13 protein-coding genes are annotated in these 15,424 nt (G+C 63.6%); 2 read left to right on the top strand and 11 right to left on the bottom strand.

From position 1 onward, the window contains the following. Positions 1-3: 3 nt before the first annotated feature. The 4 genes from ACE3TY_RS17840 to ACE3TY_RS17825 all read right to left on the bottom strand — a co-directional run bounded on the left by ACE3TY_RS17840 (position 4) and on the right by ACE3TY_RS17825 (position 4,048). Positions 4-1,074 carry an ABC transporter ATP-binding protein gene (locus ACE3TY_RS17840; RefSeq protein ID WP_374655463.1) on the bottom strand — a complete coding sequence of 357 codons (1,071 nt, stop codon included), beginning with the start codon at positions 1,072-1,074 and terminating at the stop codon, positions 4-6. Then, complete coding sequence (locus tag ACE3TY_RS17835) at positions 1,067-1,882, bottom strand: ABC transporter permease (protein WP_374655461.1); 816 nt, start codon at positions 1,880-1,882, stop codon at positions 1,067-1,069. Before ACE3TY_RS17835 ends, ACE3TY_RS17840 begins: the two co-directional genes overlap by 8 nt. Beyond that, positions 1,879-2,742, bottom strand: coding sequence for an ABC transporter permease (locus ACE3TY_RS17830; protein ID WP_374655459.1), 864 nt, complete (start codon positions 2,740-2,742; stop codon positions 1,879-1,881). Before ACE3TY_RS17830 ends, ACE3TY_RS17835 begins: the two co-directional genes overlap by 4 nt. Positions 2,743-2,932: 190 nt before the next feature. Next, complete coding sequence (locus ACE3TY_RS17825) at positions 2,933-4,048, bottom strand: PotD/PotF family extracellular solute-binding protein (protein ID WP_374655457.1); 1,116 nt, start codon at positions 4,046-4,048, stop codon at positions 2,933-2,935. A 253-nt stretch (positions 4,049-4,301) separates the two neighbouring features. Here ACE3TY_RS17825 and ACE3TY_RS17820 point away from each other — a divergent pair, with 253 nt between their 5' ends. Then, positions 4,302-5,555, top strand: a complete 1,254-nt coding sequence (locus ACE3TY_RS17820) for an aminotransferase class V-fold PLP-dependent enzyme (protein WP_374655455.1) — start codon at positions 4,302-4,304, stop codon at positions 5,553-5,555. A 26-nt stretch (positions 5,556-5,581) separates the two neighbouring features. After that, complete coding sequence (locus ACE3TY_RS17815) at positions 5,582-6,256, top strand: Fe2+-dependent dioxygenase (RefSeq protein ID WP_374655453.1); 675 nt, start codon at positions 5,582-5,584, stop codon at positions 6,254-6,256. A gap of 7 nt (positions 6,257-6,263) precedes the next feature. Here the strand turns inward: ACE3TY_RS17815 and ACE3TY_RS17810 are convergent, their stop codons facing one another. The 7 genes from ACE3TY_RS17810 to ACE3TY_RS17780 form a co-directional block, all read right to left on the bottom strand. Next, entirely contained in the window at positions 6,264-8,078 is a 1,815-nt protein-coding gene (locus tag ACE3TY_RS17810; RefSeq protein ID WP_374655451.1) for a prolyl oligopeptidase family serine peptidase, read from the bottom strand. Then, on the bottom strand, positions 8,075-9,919 hold the full coding sequence (locus ACE3TY_RS17805; RefSeq protein WP_374655449.1) for an alpha/beta fold hydrolase: 1,845 nt from the start codon (positions 9,917-9,919) through the stop codon (positions 8,075-8,077). The genes ACE3TY_RS17810 and ACE3TY_RS17805 overlap by 4 nt, the downstream gene beginning before the upstream one ends. A gap of 6 nt (positions 9,920-9,925) precedes the next feature. Beyond that, the gene (locus ACE3TY_RS17800) at positions 9,926-10,909 is read right to left on the bottom strand and encodes an ABC transporter ATP-binding protein (protein ID WP_374655447.1); all 984 of its coding nucleotides are present in this window, start codon (positions 10,907-10,909) and stop codon (positions 9,926-9,928) included. Then, on the bottom strand, positions 10,906-11,883 hold the full coding sequence (locus tag ACE3TY_RS17795; protein ID WP_374655445.1) for an ABC transporter ATP-binding protein: 978 nt from the start codon (positions 11,881-11,883) through the stop codon (positions 10,906-10,908). Before ACE3TY_RS17795 ends, ACE3TY_RS17800 begins: the two co-directional genes overlap by 4 nt. Beyond that, positions 11,873-12,775: an ABC transporter permease gene (locus ACE3TY_RS17790; RefSeq protein ID WP_374655443.1), complete on the bottom strand. Its 903-nt coding sequence runs from the start codon at positions 12,773-12,775 to the stop codon at positions 11,873-11,875. Before ACE3TY_RS17790 ends, ACE3TY_RS17795 begins: the two co-directional genes overlap by 11 nt. Next, entirely contained in the window at positions 12,768-13,688 is a 921-nt protein-coding gene (locus ACE3TY_RS17785) for an ABC transporter permease (protein ID WP_374655441.1), read from the bottom strand. Before ACE3TY_RS17785 ends, ACE3TY_RS17790 begins: the two co-directional genes overlap by 8 nt. A 62-nt stretch (positions 13,689-13,750) precedes the next feature. Beyond that, positions 13,751-15,340 carry a peptide ABC transporter substrate-binding protein gene (locus ACE3TY_RS17780; protein ID WP_374655439.1) on the bottom strand — a complete coding sequence of 530 codons (1,590 nt, stop codon included), beginning with the start codon at positions 15,338-15,340 and terminating at the stop codon, positions 13,751-13,753. Positions 15,341-15,424 lie beyond the last annotated feature (84 nt).

Raw genomic sequence — 15,424 nt, 5'->3', positions numbered from 1 at the left:
CATTCAAGGTTGCACCACGACATTGTCGGCCGCGGCCCATTCCAGGGTGACCACACTTTGCTCGGGCAAGGGTGCTCGGCTCTTGTTCTGCTCGAACACCACGAACAGCCGGTCGCCGACGCTGACGCGGTAGGTGAGGCTCGAGCCGGAGAAGATCGCGGCCTGCACCCGGCCCATGACGCGGTTGAGGCGCGGCGCCTGGCTGCCACCGGGTTCGATACCGATCTTCTCCGGTCGCAGCGCCACCAGCACCGGATCGCCGAGGCCGAGATTTCCGGCAGCGACCACCAGTTCCGTCCCGTCAGGCAAGGAGACCCGCGCTTCGCCGCCAAGCGTTCCGGCAACCTTGCCTTCCATGAAATTCGCCTCGCCTAGGAAACCGGCCGCGAACCGGTCGACTGGGCTTTCGTAGACGGCGCGCGGGCTCCCCGCCTGCACGACGCGGCCCTTATTGAAGATGGCGACGCGGTCTGAGAGAGTCAGTGCTTCTTCCTGGTCGTGGGTCACAAAGATCGTCGTGATGCCGATCTGGCGCTGGATGCGGCGGAGCTCCACCTGCATCTCTTGCCGCAGATGCTTGTCGAGGGCGCTCAAGGGTTCGTCGAGCAGCAGCACCTTGGGCCGCGTCACCAGGGCACGCGCAAGTGCCACGCGCTGCTGCTGGCCGCCGGAGAGCTGCCTGGGCCGGCGCTGTTCCAGCCCGGAAAGACGCACCAGATCGAGGCTTTCGCCGACACGCTGCCTGATTTTGACCGCCGGCACGCCGCGTACGTCGAGGCCGAAGGCGATATTGTCGGCGACACTCATATGCGGAAAGAGCGCGTAATTCTGGAACACCATGCCGATATCGCGCTGGTGCACGGCGATGCGCGAAATATCCGTGCCGTCGATGCGGATTTCGCCGGCATCGAGCTCGATGAAGCCGGCGATGGCGCGCAGCAAGGTGGTCTTGCCGGAGCCCGATGGTCCCAGCAGGCCGAAGAACTCACCATCGGTAAAGGTCAGATCGACGCCGTCCAAGGCGGCGACGCTGCCATATCGTTTGATTGCGCCCGTGACGGCGACTTCACTCATTACCGGATCTCTCCCCACCGAAACGATAGAATCTGGCCACGATCAGCATCAGGCCCATCGAGACGAAGATGATGATGGTCGAGATGGCATTGATCTCCGGCGTGAAACCCTTGCGGATCGAGGTATAGATCTCGACCGGCAATGTGGTGACACCGGACGGTGCCAGGAAATATGAAATGACGAACTGGTCGAAGGATACGGCGAAGGCGAAGAGCGCCGCCGCGACGACGCCCGGCGCCAGGATCGGCACCGAGACGCGGCGGAACACCTGCCATGGCGTCGCACCCAATGTGGCCGCCGCCTCCTCCACCGCCTTGGGGTAGTCGTTAAGCCGAGCGCCGACCACGAAGATGACATAGGGCAGCGACAAGGCAACGTGGCCCAGCAGGATCGCATGCAGACCGCGCGCGATGCCGGGCTGTCCGATCGCCTTCCCGATCCAGAAGAAGAACACCAGCATCGCCGTGCCGATCACCAGCCAGGGAATGGCAATGGGCGGAAAGAGCAGCGCCTGCATTATCGTCTTGCCGCGAAAGCTGTAGCGGCCGAAGGCGACCGCCGCCATGGTGCCGAGTGACGTTGCAACAACGGTATTGGCAAGGGCGATAAGGATACTGTTCATGCCGGCCTTCAGCAGGCGATCGTTTTCGGCCAGCGCCTTGAACCACACCAGGTCGAATTCGAAGGGCAGGCCGTAAAGTGGCGATTTGTTGAAAGCGAGGAGCGCCATCACCAGGATCGGCAGATAGAGAAAGACCAGTACCAGGACGAGATAGAGGCGGATGCCGCCATCGACGATGCGCCTCATGCCGCGCCTCCCTGCCTGCGCAGGAATGGGTAGAGAATGCCGAAGATGATCAGCACGATCGCGAGCAATACGAAGGAGAGCGCCGAGCCCAGTGGCCAGTTGGCCGCCACTGTAAATTGCTCCTCGATATACATGCCGAGCGTTGGTCCCTTGGTGCCGCCCAGAATGCGCGGTTCCATGAACGAACCGATGACGGGCACGAAGATGAGCGCCGAACCGGAGACGATGCCGGGCAGGCTCAGCGGCAGTACGACGCGGCGGAAAGTGGTGAACCGCGTGGCTCCCAGCGAGCGGCCCGCCTCGATCAAACTATCATCGATCGCCTGCAAGGCGATGTAGCAGGTGAGGATCATGTAGGGGAGATAGGAGTGAACGAGACCGATGATCACCGCCGGATAGGTGAAGAGAAGATCGACCGTGGGCGCCCCGGGGAAGATCGACTGAACGCTGAGATCGACGATGCCATTGGGCCGCAGCACCATGGTCCAGGAGAAAATCCGCACCAGCGCGTTGGACCAAAAAGGCAGCACGATCAGCAGGAAGATCGCCTCGCGCCAGCGGCCCTTCACGCGCTTGGCCAGAGCGTAGGCAGCGGGATAGCCGATGATGAAGCAACACAGCGTCACCCAGAAACCGAGCTGGATCGACCATTGCGTCAGCGGCCAGAGAAAGGACTTGCTGAAATAGGTATCGTAGTTGCCCAGCGTGAAGCTGGCAGGCTTTGGCACCAGCGGCGATCTGTCGAGAAAGCTCAACGCCAGCATGGCGGCGAGCGGCAGAAAGATGGTCAACGCCAGCCACAGATAGGCCGGGCCGGTCAAGGTCAGAATGGCAAGGCGCGTTCGTGTCGTGGGAAGCATCAGCCTGTTGCATTCCTGCGGGAGAACGCTGCCCGGTACCGGCGGCGTCCTACCGGACTCAAATTCAACAATGCCCCATCGCGTCATTGCCGGGCTGACCCGGCAATCCACTCTTGCGGCGGCACGTGTGGATGCCCGGGGCAAGCCCGGGCATGACGAGAATGGGGGTCTAAATCATCCGTTCCGCGCCTTACTTGGCGTATTCGGTCTTAACCTCGGCCCAGAGATCCGAATAGGCCTGGCGCTCCTCGTCCGAGAGCGGCGCCATGAACTGCAGGCGCTTCACATTCTCCTGGTCGAGGTAGAATGCCTTCGACGCATCGGTGTCCGGCAGCGCCGCCATGGCCTTGTTGTTGGCGGAAGCCGGCGGGCCGACCTCTGCCCACTTAATATAGTAGGCGGGATCGATCATGTAGCTGATGAATTTGTGGGCGCCCTCGGCATTCGGGGCATCCTTGCCGATGGCCAGACCGTCGAACCAACCGACAGCGCCTTCGTTCGGCACGACGTAGCCCACCGGCAGATTGAAGGAATTCTTGCTGCGGAAAGCGGACCCGCTCCAATAGACCGAAAGGTCGAAGGCCTTGGCCTGGAATTGCTTGTTCCATTCGTCTTCCGACGACCACAGCAAGGCGACATTGGGCTTCAGCGCGAGGAGCTTTTCCTTCACCTTGGCCAGATCCTTGGGATGGTTCATGTCCTGGCCGGTCGCCAGGGCGGCAAAGCTCACCGCCTCGATCGCGTCGTCGCGCAGCGCCACGCGCTTGGCGTTCTTGGCGTCCCACAGGACCTCCAGCGATGTCGGCGCGTCCTTGAACACGTCCGTCGAATAGGCGATGGCAGTGATGCCCCAGACCCAGGCGACGCCATAGGTCTTGCCGTCGACATTCAATAGGCTGGAATCGCGGAAGGCCGGGTTGAGATCGGCGAAATGCGGCACCTGGGCGGTATCGATCGGCTGGATCACACCCAGTTCCGAAGCCTGGCCGTTCCAGGCGCAGTTCGTCACGATGACGTCATAGACGCCCGGATTGGTCTGCAGCTTGGTGATCATCTCCGATTCGGAGTTGTAGTATTCGTGCACCACGTCGAGGCCGGTCGCGGCCTTGAAGGCTTCCAGCGCCCATTTCTCGTCCGTGCCGTAACCCTGCCAGTTGAGAACCTTGACCTCGCCGGCCGCGGCGGCGCGGCGGCTGATGAAGGGCGACACGCCCAATCCCAAACCGAGCGCCGAGGCGCCCGCCACGAATTTGCGCCGCGACACAGTGCCGAGGCCGGCCTTAAGCCCACGCGTCTTCCCAGTCATTTCCATCCTCCTCCATCGGCACACGAAGCGGTGCCCTCGGGATCGAGCAAAACATGGTTTATGGCGACATTCAAGCGAAGATCGTTTGCATACAAACAAACTGTCCATCACCAATGCTTGAAACTCAAATCTGACCGATAGTGCAGATTTTTCGGAACGGCCATGCTGGGATCGAAGCCGGGCCTTGACTAAGTATCGGTGCGCCGCCGTGATGCTGGCCCAAGATGGACAAGGATCGGGACCGAACAGCTTTATGCCGCAACCGCACAATACCCTGCCGGATCAGACGGAACCGCCCACGGGCGACCTGCCGCTGGTTGCGCGCGACCGATTTCCGCTACTGCGGGACAAGCCCGGCCTCGTCTATCTCGACAGCGCATCCAGCGCCCAGAAGCCCGATTGCGTCATCGACCGGCTGACCCGCTTCTACACGCACGAATATGCCAACATCCATCGCGGCCTCTACCCCTTGAGCGAGGATGCGAGCGAAGCCTACGACCAGGCGCGCGGCCGCGTCGCACGATTTCTGGGAGCCGCCAAGGACGAAATCATCTTCACCCATAACGCCACCGAAGCGATCAACCTGGTCGCCCATGCCTATGGCGACAACAATCTGCGGCCGGGCGATCTGATCCTTACCTCGCTCCTCGAACACCATGCCAATATCGTGCCCTGGCAGCTGCTCAAGGACCGGCACCGGCTGCGCCTGGCAGCCATCGCGATCGACGACGCAGGCGATCTCGACCTTGCGCGCTACGAGATGCTGCTGGCGCGGGAGCCCAAGCTGGTCTGTGTCACGGCCGCCGCCAACACGATCGGCACGGTGACGCCGCTCAGGGAGATCATCGCCATGGCGCACCGTGCCGGCGCATTGGTGATGGTGGATGCCGCCCAGGCGGCACCGCATTTCCGGTTCGACGTGCGGGATCTGGATTGCGACTTCCTCGCCATCACCGGGCACAAGCTCTATGGGCCGGACGGGATCGGCGCGCTCTATGTGAAGGAGACGGTCCTTGCCGACCTGCCGCCCTTCATGGGCGGGGGCGGCATGATCCGTTCGGTCGGCATCGAGCACACAGACTATGCGGAGGGGCCGCGGCGGTTCGAGGCGGGCACACCGGCCATCGGTGCGGCACTGGCCTTCGCGACCGCCCTCGACTTCATCGGCGAGATCGGCTTTGCCGGCATTGCCGCCCACGATGCGGCTCTTGCCGCCTATGCCAGCCAGCGCCTGCCCGAAATCGCTGGCCTCAGGATCATCGGCGCCCCGCGCAAGCGCATCGGCATTCTGTCCTTCGTCATGGACGGCCTGCATCCCCACGATATCGGGACACTTCTGGGCGAAAGCGGCGTATGCCTGCGCGCGGGGCATCATTGCGCGCAGCCGCTGATGGAGCATCTGGGAATCACCGGCACGGCCCGCATTTCATTCGGGGTCCATAACACGATCCATGATGTGGACCGGCTGGTTGACAGCCTCGCCCGCGTGCGGCAGATGCTGCGGTAGGGCAAACTCCGATCGGACCAGCGCGCATGATCGTCATCATCCCGGATGTGCTGACAGAACAGGAACAGCAGCAGCTGAAGACCTTGGCGGCCGAAGCGCCCTTCGTCGACGGCAAGGAAACGGCGGGCTTTCGCGCCAAGCTGGTGAAGAATAACGAGCAAGTCTCGAAGACGGCCGCCAACAAGAAGAAATTGCAGGAAATCGTCGTCACCGCGCTCAACCGGTCGGCCGCGTTCCGGCGCGGCGCCATTCCGCACCACATCCGCCCGCCGCTCATCAGCCGCTATCGCCCGGGCATGACCTATGGCGCCCATGTCGACGACGCGCTTATGGGCTCCGCCAATTCGCGCGACCGCACCGATGTCTCGGTCACGGTCTTCATCAACGATGCGACCGATTATGAAGGCGGCGAACTGGTCATCCATTCGCCTTTCGGCGTCCAGGAAGTGAAGCTGCCGGCGCGCTATGCGGTGGTCTATCCGTCCGGCACCCTGCATGAGGTGGCCGAGGTGACCAAGGGCGAGCGCCTGGTCGCCGTCACCTGGGTGCAATCCTATGTGCGCGACGAGCGGCACCGGCAGTTCCTGTCGGATGCGCTCGACGTGCGCGACAAGCTGCATGCGCTGGACCCGAAATCGCCCGAAACGGACAAGGCCTTCCGACTCTACACCAACCTGCTGCGCATGTGGGCCGAGACCTGACCGCGCCTCAGCGCGCGAAGGCCTCGGCGAAGAAATCCGCCATCCGCTCCAGCCAGCGGGCGCGATTGCCCTGCTTGTAGATGCCGTGGCCTTCATCCGGGAAGGTCAGCAGCCGATAGGGAATGCCGCGCGCATCCAGGTCCTTCACGGCAAGCTCGGTGTTGGTGGGCGACACATTGCTGTCGCTGAGGCCATGCACGATCAGCAACCGGCCCTTGATCTTGTCCACGAAATTGCGCGGCGAGGCGTTGAAGTAGCGTTCCGGGAACTGTTCCGGCGTTCCGCCCATCATCTCCTCGCTATAGGCGCGGCCATGGGGCATTTCCGTATTGTGATAGTCGATGCCGAGCTCGTACATGCCGCAGATGGGGCAAGCCGCATCGACCAGATCGGCAAAGCGCGTGATCGCCACCCAGGAGGAATAGCCGCCATAGGAGAGGCCGGCGACACCGATGCGCCCGCGTCTCGCCTTGCCGGCGGCAATCAGCGCCTCGATACCGGTCCGGATATCGTCCTGCTCGCGCCCGCCCCAGCCATCCTCCTTGATGCTTTCGCGGAAGGTGCTGCTGAAGCCGGTCGAGCCCCGGTAATTGGGATCGAGCACGGTAAAGCCCGCCTGCACCAGGAATTGGAGAACCGGATGGCCCCAATCCTCGCTATGCCAGGTGGGGCCGCCATGGACCCAGACGATGAGGCCGCGGCTGCTGCCCTCGGGTTCGTAGAGCCAGCCCTGGATGCGCACGCCGTCACCCGAGGTCCAGCGGAAGTCCTGCGCCTTTGTAAAGCGCAGATCCGTCGAGTCCGGCAGCGAGGCGGCGAGCTTCGCGGCATGACCCGCCGGATCCAGGCGCATGAACGCATGGGGACCGGTCGAGCCATAGGTTTCGACGATCCAGGAACCATCAGGCGTCTGCTGCAGCGGAAGGATACTCTTCCCCGCAATCCGCGGAACCGTCTCGCGCCGTGTCGCGAGATCGAGTTGCACGGGTTTCAGCCGGCTTTCAACGAATTCGACCAGCATGACGGTGTTGCCGTCATGCCCTGCCAGCACGCTTTCGATGTTGCGGTTGGGATCGTCGACGATCCAATCGACCTTGCCGTCCTCAAGGCCCATCACGCCGACACGGGCATGGTGTCCGGTTTCGGCCAGCAGCAGGATGCGCGCATCGTCCAGCCAATGCGCATAGGCGCGCAGCTTGGCGCCGGCATTATAGAACTCTCGGTCGCCGCTGCCGTCCCAATTGGCGAGCCAGACCTGCGTGCCGGCGGGGTGGAGGTCGCCGCGATGATAGAGGACATGCCGTCCGTCCGGACTGATTTCCGGGCAACGGTCGACGATGGAATGAGCGCGGGCGATCACCCGGCATGTGCCCCTGGGCAGATCGCGCGCATAGAGCCAGGACCCGTCGGTGCCCTTGCCCGCCGCATAGTCGAAATCGGCCGTGTAAAGAACCGACCTGCCGTCCGGATGAAACGTGCCGCCAAAGACATAATGGTCCGATTGTTCCGGCGAAAGCGGCAGCAGACTGCCCACCGCCGCGTCCAGCAGGAAGAGCCGGTCATGCTCGTTGCCGCCCTTCCCTTGCGAAACAACCAGCAGGCCTCCGTCATCGCTGATGCCGTTGACGAAGAAATGGTCGCCGCCATCCGTCACCTGGCGCGGCGGCGCGGAGCCGTCCGTCGGCACGACCCAGACATTGGCGGCCTCGGTCGGGCCGCTCCACGACCAGGCGAGCCATTTGCCATCCTTCGAGACATGGGGTGTCCAAGTGACGCCATAGCGCGTCCAGCGCGCCGCGAGATCGCTGAAACCCGCACTCATGAAAAGGCCCGAGAAAAGAAATCGGCGATGTGGCGATAGAGCTGGCGCTGATTCCGCGGACGGCCGATGCCGTGGCCTTCATCGTCGAAAGTGAGCAATTCATAGTCGATGCCCGCGGCCTTCAGGCGCCGGACCACATCGGTCACGTTCTGCGGTGTCACATTGGGATCGTTATCGCCCTGGACGATAAGGAGCTTGCCCTTGATGTCCTGGACGAAATGAATGGGCGACCGGTCATGGAAACGCTGCGGCGCCGTCGCCGGCGAGCCGCCCATCATTTCTTCCGAATAGGGCCGCAGATCGGGCCGCGTCGTCTCATAATCCACCACCAGATCGGTCATGCCGCAGATGGGTGCCGCCGCCGCGATCGTCTCCACGGGGAAATGCGTGATCGCCCACCAGGAGGAATAGCCGCCATAGGAGGTGCCGGTGATGCCGACCTTGCCCTTCATGGCGATGCCGTCGCGGATCAGCGCCTCGGCGCCGATGCGGATGTCCTCCTGCTCCAGCCCGCCCCAGCCTTGGATCCTGATCGATTCCTCGAAGGCCAGGCTGAAACCGGTCGAACCGCGATAGTTCGGCGTCAATACGTGGAACCCGCAGGCGGCGTAATATTGAATTTCCGGATCGAAGGAATCCTCGTCGTGATGGGTGGGTCCGCCATGGACCAGCAGGATGGTGCCGCGCACCGCATCCGTGGCGCGGTAGAGCCAGCCCTGAATTTCCAACCCATCCACCGATTTCCAGCGATAATCCTCGGCGGGCACCAACTCGTCGGTGCCGATGCCGGGCCGCGTCGGATGCTCGGCAAGCTGCCGCACCTGCCGATAGGGCGGCGCCGGTTCAAGCTGCAGCAGCCGCGCCGGATGGCGCGCGTCGTAATGCCAGGACACCCATTGCCCGCCCGCCGTGACGCCGACCGGGTCGTAGGTCCCGGTGCCCGGCGCAAACGGTGCTTCCGCCCGCGTCGCCGGATCGAGCAGCGACATATGGGACCGGGCATGGCGGTTTTCCTCGACCACGATCCTGTCGCATCGTTTCAGCCACATGGCGTCCTCGGCATTGCGCGCGGCATCGTCCACCAGCCAGTCGATGGTCGCGGTGTCGACATGCCACAGGCCGATGCGGCGATGCGGCTTGCCCTCGGCCGCCAGCACCACATGCCGACTGTCGGGCGACCAGGCGCCGTCCACCTTCGCCGCCGCACCGACATTCACAATCTCGCGATCGAAGCTGCCATCCACCGCCGCCAGCCACAATTGGCAGCCGGCGGGGTCGAGATCCTTGCGTTCATAGAGAACGAACCTGTCGTCTGGCGAAACCAGCGGCCACATGAAGGCGGCCTTTTCCGGCCGCGCCAGCGCCCTTTTCTCGCCCGTCTCGATATCGTGGAGATAGACGATGGACGGTTCAATCTCCTCGCCGCTCTCGGGATCGACATTGGCGGCGTAGACCAGGCTGCGATTGTCGGCCAGAATCTCGCCGCCACGGATGTAATAATCCGGCTCTTCCGGCGTCAGGCGGCGCGGCGCGCGGCCGTCCGGGAAGACCTGCAGCAGGCTGATCCGCTCGTCTCCGCCCGATGATTGCCCGACGACGATCGAACGGCTGTCCCGCGCCCAGACGAAATAATCGCAGTCGCGCCCGTCATCGACCAGGCAGCGCGGCCCAGCACTGCCATCGGCCGGCTGCAACCACAGTTGGGTGGTGGGCGCGAGCTTCGCCCAGATCCAGGCAAGCTGCGTGCCGTCCGGCGACAGGCCCGCCGAATAGATCGTCGGCAGATCCAGCAAACGGTCGAGAAAGGCGTCTTGCGCCGCGATATCCGGTAATTTGGTCATGATGCGCTATGGCTCGATATGATGACAGGCCGCGAGGTGCCGCTTACCATAGCCGACCAGCGACGGTTCCGCCTGTCCGCAAATCGCGGTGGCCTTCGGGCAGCGCGACTGGAAGCGGCAGCCTGCGGGCGGGTTGATCGGCGATGGCAGATCGCCTTCCAGCAGCAGCCTTTCACGGTCACGTTCCGTGCGCGGGTCGGCAATCGGCACGGCGGAAATCAGCGCCTGGGTGTAGGGGTGCAGCGGCCTGGCATAGAGATCGTCGCGCTCGGCGATTTCCATCACCTTGCCGAGATAAAGCACCATCACCCGATGGCTGATATGCCGCACCACCGCCAGATTGTGCGAGATGAAGAGCAGGGAGAGGCCAAGCTCGCGCTGGATCCGCATCAGGAGATTGATGATCTGCGCCTGGATGGAAACATCCAGCGCCGAAACCGGCTCGTCGCACACGATGAGCTTGGGCTTCAGGATGATGGCACGCGCAATGCCGATGCGCTGGCACTGTCCGCCGGAGAATTCGTGCGGGAAACGATTGGCCATGGCGGGCGAGAGGCCCACCAGCTCCATCGTCTCCAGCACGCGCTGCCGCACCGCCTTGCGGTCGAGTTCGGGATGGAAGATGCGCAAGGGCTTGCCGATGATGGTCTCGACCGACATGCGCGGATCGAGCGAGGCCAGCGGATCCTGGAAGATGATCTGCATATGCCGGCGCGCCTGGCGCATGGCTCTCCCATCGAGACCGAGCAGATCCTGCCCCATCCACAGCACACGGCCGTCGGTCGGTTCGATGAGGCGCAGGATGGCGCGGCCCAAGGTGGTCTTGCCGCAGCCCGATTCGCCGACGATGCCCAGCGTCTCGCCGGCCCTGAGTTCCAGCGACACGCCATCGACCGCGCGCACCGGCGCCCCAGTCCCGCCGAAAAGATGCGCGGCCCGCATCGGGAAATGCACCTTGAGGTCGTCGACCTTGAGCAACGTCTCGCTCATACCCGCACCTCGCGCATATGGCAGGCCAGGCGATGGCCCTCCTTGCCCGATTTGAGCGGCGGTGTCACGTCGCAGATTTCCGCCTTGAGCGCGCAGCGCGGTGCAAACGGACAGCCCGGCAGATCGCCCATCGCCGCGCGCGGCTGGCCGGGAATGGTAAGAAGCTCGCCATGGGTCGCGGCATCGAGGCGCGGGGTCGCCGCCAGCAGCCCTTCGGTATAGGGATGGCGCGTATCGTGGAAGATGTCGTCGATGCGCCCTTCTTCCATGATACGGCCGCCATAGAGCACGACGACCCGGTCGCACAATCTGGCGATGACGCCGAGATCGTGCGTGACGATGGCGATGGCCGTGCCGAGATCGCGCCCCAGTTCGGCCATCAATTCCAGGATCTGCGCCTGCACGGTCACATCGAGCGCCGTGGTGGGCTCGTCGGCCAGCAGCAAGGCCGGCTTACACAGCAGGGCCATGGCGATCATCACGCGCTGGCGCATGCCGCCGGAAAATTCGTGCGGATAGAGGGAAATGCGACGTCGTGCCTCCGGAATGCGCACCCGCTCCAGCATCTCGGTGGCGGCCTTCAGGGCCGCTGCTTCCGACATGCCCTGGTGCACGGTCAGCACCTCGGTCAATTGCCGGCTCACCCGCATATAGGGGTTGAGCGAGGTCATCGGGTCCTGGAAGATCATCGACAGGGACGAGCCGCGGATATGGTCGAGTTCCGCCATCGGCCGGTTGAGCAGTTCCGTGCCGCGGAAGCGTACGCTGCCGGTGGCGCGGCCGTTGCTGGCCAGCAACCCCATGATGGAAAGAAGCATCTGGCTTTTGCCGGACCCGGATTCGCCGACGATGCCGACCACTTCGCCGGGCCGTATGTCGAAGCCGACATTGTCGAGCGCCGTCACCCAGCCCTGCGGCAGCTTGAAGCGCACGCTCAAGCCCGCGACGGCCAATAGGGGCTGCTCAGCGTTCATTGGGGTCGAATGCATCGCGCAAGCCGTCGGTGATGTAGTTGAGGCAGAACAGCGTCAAGGCAAGGAAGCCGCCCGGCAGCAGCAGAAGGCGGGCGTCCGTTTCCAATTCCCGCGCGCCGTCGGAAATCAAGGTGCCCCAGCTCGCCGCCGGCGCCTGCACGCCGATGCCAAGGAACGAAAGGAAGCTCTCGGTGAGGATCGCCTCCAGCACCAGCAGGCTCGAATAGACGATGACGACATTGACCGAATTGGGTGCCACATGCTGCCAGATGATCTGCCAGCTGCTCATGCCGCCAGCCCGTGCCGCCTCGACGAATTCGCGATTGCGCAGGCTCACCGCCTGGCCTCGTGCGATGACTGCCGGGGTCAGCCACAGCGTGATCACCACGGCGATGAAGAGAGAGACATTCTTCATGCCCAGGAGGTCGCCCAGGCTCACATTGATCATGATCACCAGGAACATGAAGGGGACGCTGAGGAGGATATCGACGAAGCGCATCATCAGATCGTCGATGCGTCCGCCTAGATAACCGGCCGTGGCGCCGTAGACGACGCTGATGAGGACCGAGGCCAGGGCGCCGACGAAGCCCAGCGCCAGCGACACCTGCCCACCATCGAGCACGCGCAGCAGGAGATCCCGCCCCAGATCGTCGGTGCCGAAAGGATGCAGCGAGAAGAGATCGACCGGGGCCGAGAGGTTCTCGAAATCCGCATCTTCCGCCGTATAGGGCATGAAATGCGGCACGACGAAGCAACCGAAGATGATCAGCAGCAGGATACCGAAGCTGACGACCGCCAAGCGGTTGCGCGAAAAGCGATAGAGCGAGGCGCGGAAGGGCGAGAGCCCCCTCTGCGGCGCCGTCACCGGGGCGGCTTCGGCCAGATCACTCATAGCTCACCTTCGGGTCGAGCCAGCTGCGCGCAAGATCGGTCAGGATGTTGGCGCCGATGACGATGGCGCCATAGAACATGGTGACACCCATGACCAACGGATAGTCGCGGCCCGTCGCCCCTTCGACGAAGAAGCGGCCGATGCCGGGAATCTGGAAGATCTGCTCGATGACGATCGAGCCGGTGATGGTGACGGCGGTGGCGGGGCCCAGATAGGCCACGACCGGCAGGATGGCGCCGCGCATGGCGTGGGCGATGATCGTACGCCTGGCGCCGATGCCCTTGGCGCGCGCGGTCCGCACATAGTTGCTGCGCAGAGTTTCGATCATGCTGGCGCGCATCAGGCGCGAGACATAGGCGATGCCGGGCAAGGACAGCGTGACGATGGGCAAGACCTTGAAGGACCAGGTCCCATCCCATCCGGCGATGGGCAACCAGCGTAGATCGAGACCCAGCGCCAATTGCAGGACCGGGCCGATGACGAAGACCGGAATGGCAAGCCCCACCATGGCGACGGCCCCGGCGGCGTAGTCGACCGAACCGTTGCGGCGAAGCGCGCCGGCAATGCCGAGAGCAAGGCCGATGAGGGTGGAGATGATCATGGCCCAGATGCCGACTTCAAGCGAGGTAGGCAAGCCGATCGCGATCAGTTCCGAGACGTTATAGTCGCGGTATTTCATCGACGGGCCGAAATCGAAATGAAGCACACCCCAGATCCAGCGGCCGAACTGCATCCACAGCGGTTCGTCGAGGTGGAAGGCGCGCTCGACATTGGCGCGGATTTCATCGGGGACGCGGCGATTGCCCGAAAAGGGCCCGCCCGGGGCGATGCGCATCATGAAAAAGCTGATCACCGCCAGCGCGATCAAGGTCGGGATGGCGCCGAGCACGCGGCGGATGGCGTAAGTGAGCATGAGCTTCCAGTGGCGGCCAGGCTGTGACGGGGCGGCGCTCCCTGCGCCACCCCGCCCGCATCCTATTCGGAAAGCGACATGAAGCGTGTCGGATGCACGTCGGCCGGATTGTCCACCCAGCCCTGGAGCTTGCTGCCGATCAGATGACGGTTGGGACTGGAGGCGATCGGCGCCACCAGATAATCGTCGAGCAGCGCCTTCTCGGCCTCGGCCAGGACCTTCCAACGTTCGGCCTGATCGGTCAGCGGCATCGCCTTGTCGAAGGCCGCCTCGAAAGCCGGGCTCTTCCAGTGATAGCCGACCTCGGCGCGGGGATCCATATAGGCCAGATAAGTCTCCGGCCCCGGGAAATCGCCGATGAGGTTGTCGTTGAACACATCCCAGCCGCCGGCATTGAATGCCGCGAGCCAGCCGTCGCGGTCCTGCGCATTCACCTTGGCATCGACGCCCAGCACCTGCTTCCACATCACGGCGATGGTCTCGGCCTGCTTCTTATAGGCGTCGTTGTTGCTGGATTCGATGGTGAGCGAGACCGGCTTATCGGGACCGAAGCCCGCTTCGGCATAGAGCGCCTTGGCCTTGGCAACCCGGTCTTCCTTGCTCATGCCGGCCTCGGTCACTTTGGGCGCATCGTAGCCGGGAATCGGCACGACATAGCCATAGTTGACGACATAGCCGCCCTTCACCACCTTGTTGACCAGCGTCTCGCGGTCGATCGCCATGGAGAGCGCCTGCCGCAGCTTGATATTGTCGAAGGGCGGCTTGGTGATGTTGAAGCTCATATAGTTGGTCTCGGTCGAGGCCGAGATATGCACCTGCTCGCCGAATTCACCCTGCAGCGCATCGATCTGCGCGGTCGGGATATCGGCGGTGGTGTCGAGTTCGCCCGCGCGCCACAGTTTCACGGCGGTGCTGTCATCTTCGGTGACACGGTAGACGACCTTGTCGATCTTGACGCTGGCGGCATCCCAGTAATTGGGGTTCTTTTCCAGCGTCACATGGCTCTGCGGCACGTTCTCGGTCAGGATATAGGCGCCGTTGGTCACGATATTGCCCGGCTTGATGAAATCCTTGCCGAACTTCTCCAGACTCGCCTTGTGCAAGGGCGGCGCATAGAAGGAGCCCAGCACGAAGAGCGTATGCGGCGCCGGCGCGTCGAGCTTCAGCACCAGGGTACTGGCGTCCGGTGCGGAGATGCCGACCGATTTCGGATCCTTGCTCTTGCCCTCGACGAAATCCTGCGCGCCGGCGACGCGGATGGTCGAGGTGAAGATGTAGGATTTGTCGGAGGCGGTATCGGGCGAGATGGTGCGGATGATGCCGTCGACGAAATCCTGCGCCGACAGCGGATCGCCGTTCGACCATTTGAGGCCTGCGCGCAGATGGAAGGTATAGGTGAGGCCGTCGTCGCTGATGTCCCACTTTTCGGCGGCACCCGGAATGACGGCACCGGCGGCATCGCTGCCCACCAGCCCTTCATAGGCGTCGTCGAGCACCCAGCCTTCCCAGGCGAGGAAATTGATATGCGGGTCGAGCGTGCCGATGGTGGCGCCGATCCCGCGGTTGAGCACCGTCTCCGCCGACGCCGTGCCGGCCGAAAAAGCCAGCAGCGCCGCCACGCCGGTCGCCAGCGCGAACTTCCTCATCAACATGATTTTCTTCTCCCGATCGTTTCAAACCCTGTCGTCGATATCGCCGGTCGGTTGTTCCGACCTGTCCGCACCACCCTAGCGCCC

The sequence above is a fragment of the Dongia sp. genome (assembly GCF_041918875.1).
Classification (GTDB): domain Bacteria; phylum Pseudomonadota; class Alphaproteobacteria; order Dongiales; family Dongiaceae; genus Dongia.
The sequence above is the reverse complement of the archived record's forward strand: the minus strand, read 5'-3'. Positions and strand labels throughout refer to the sequence as shown.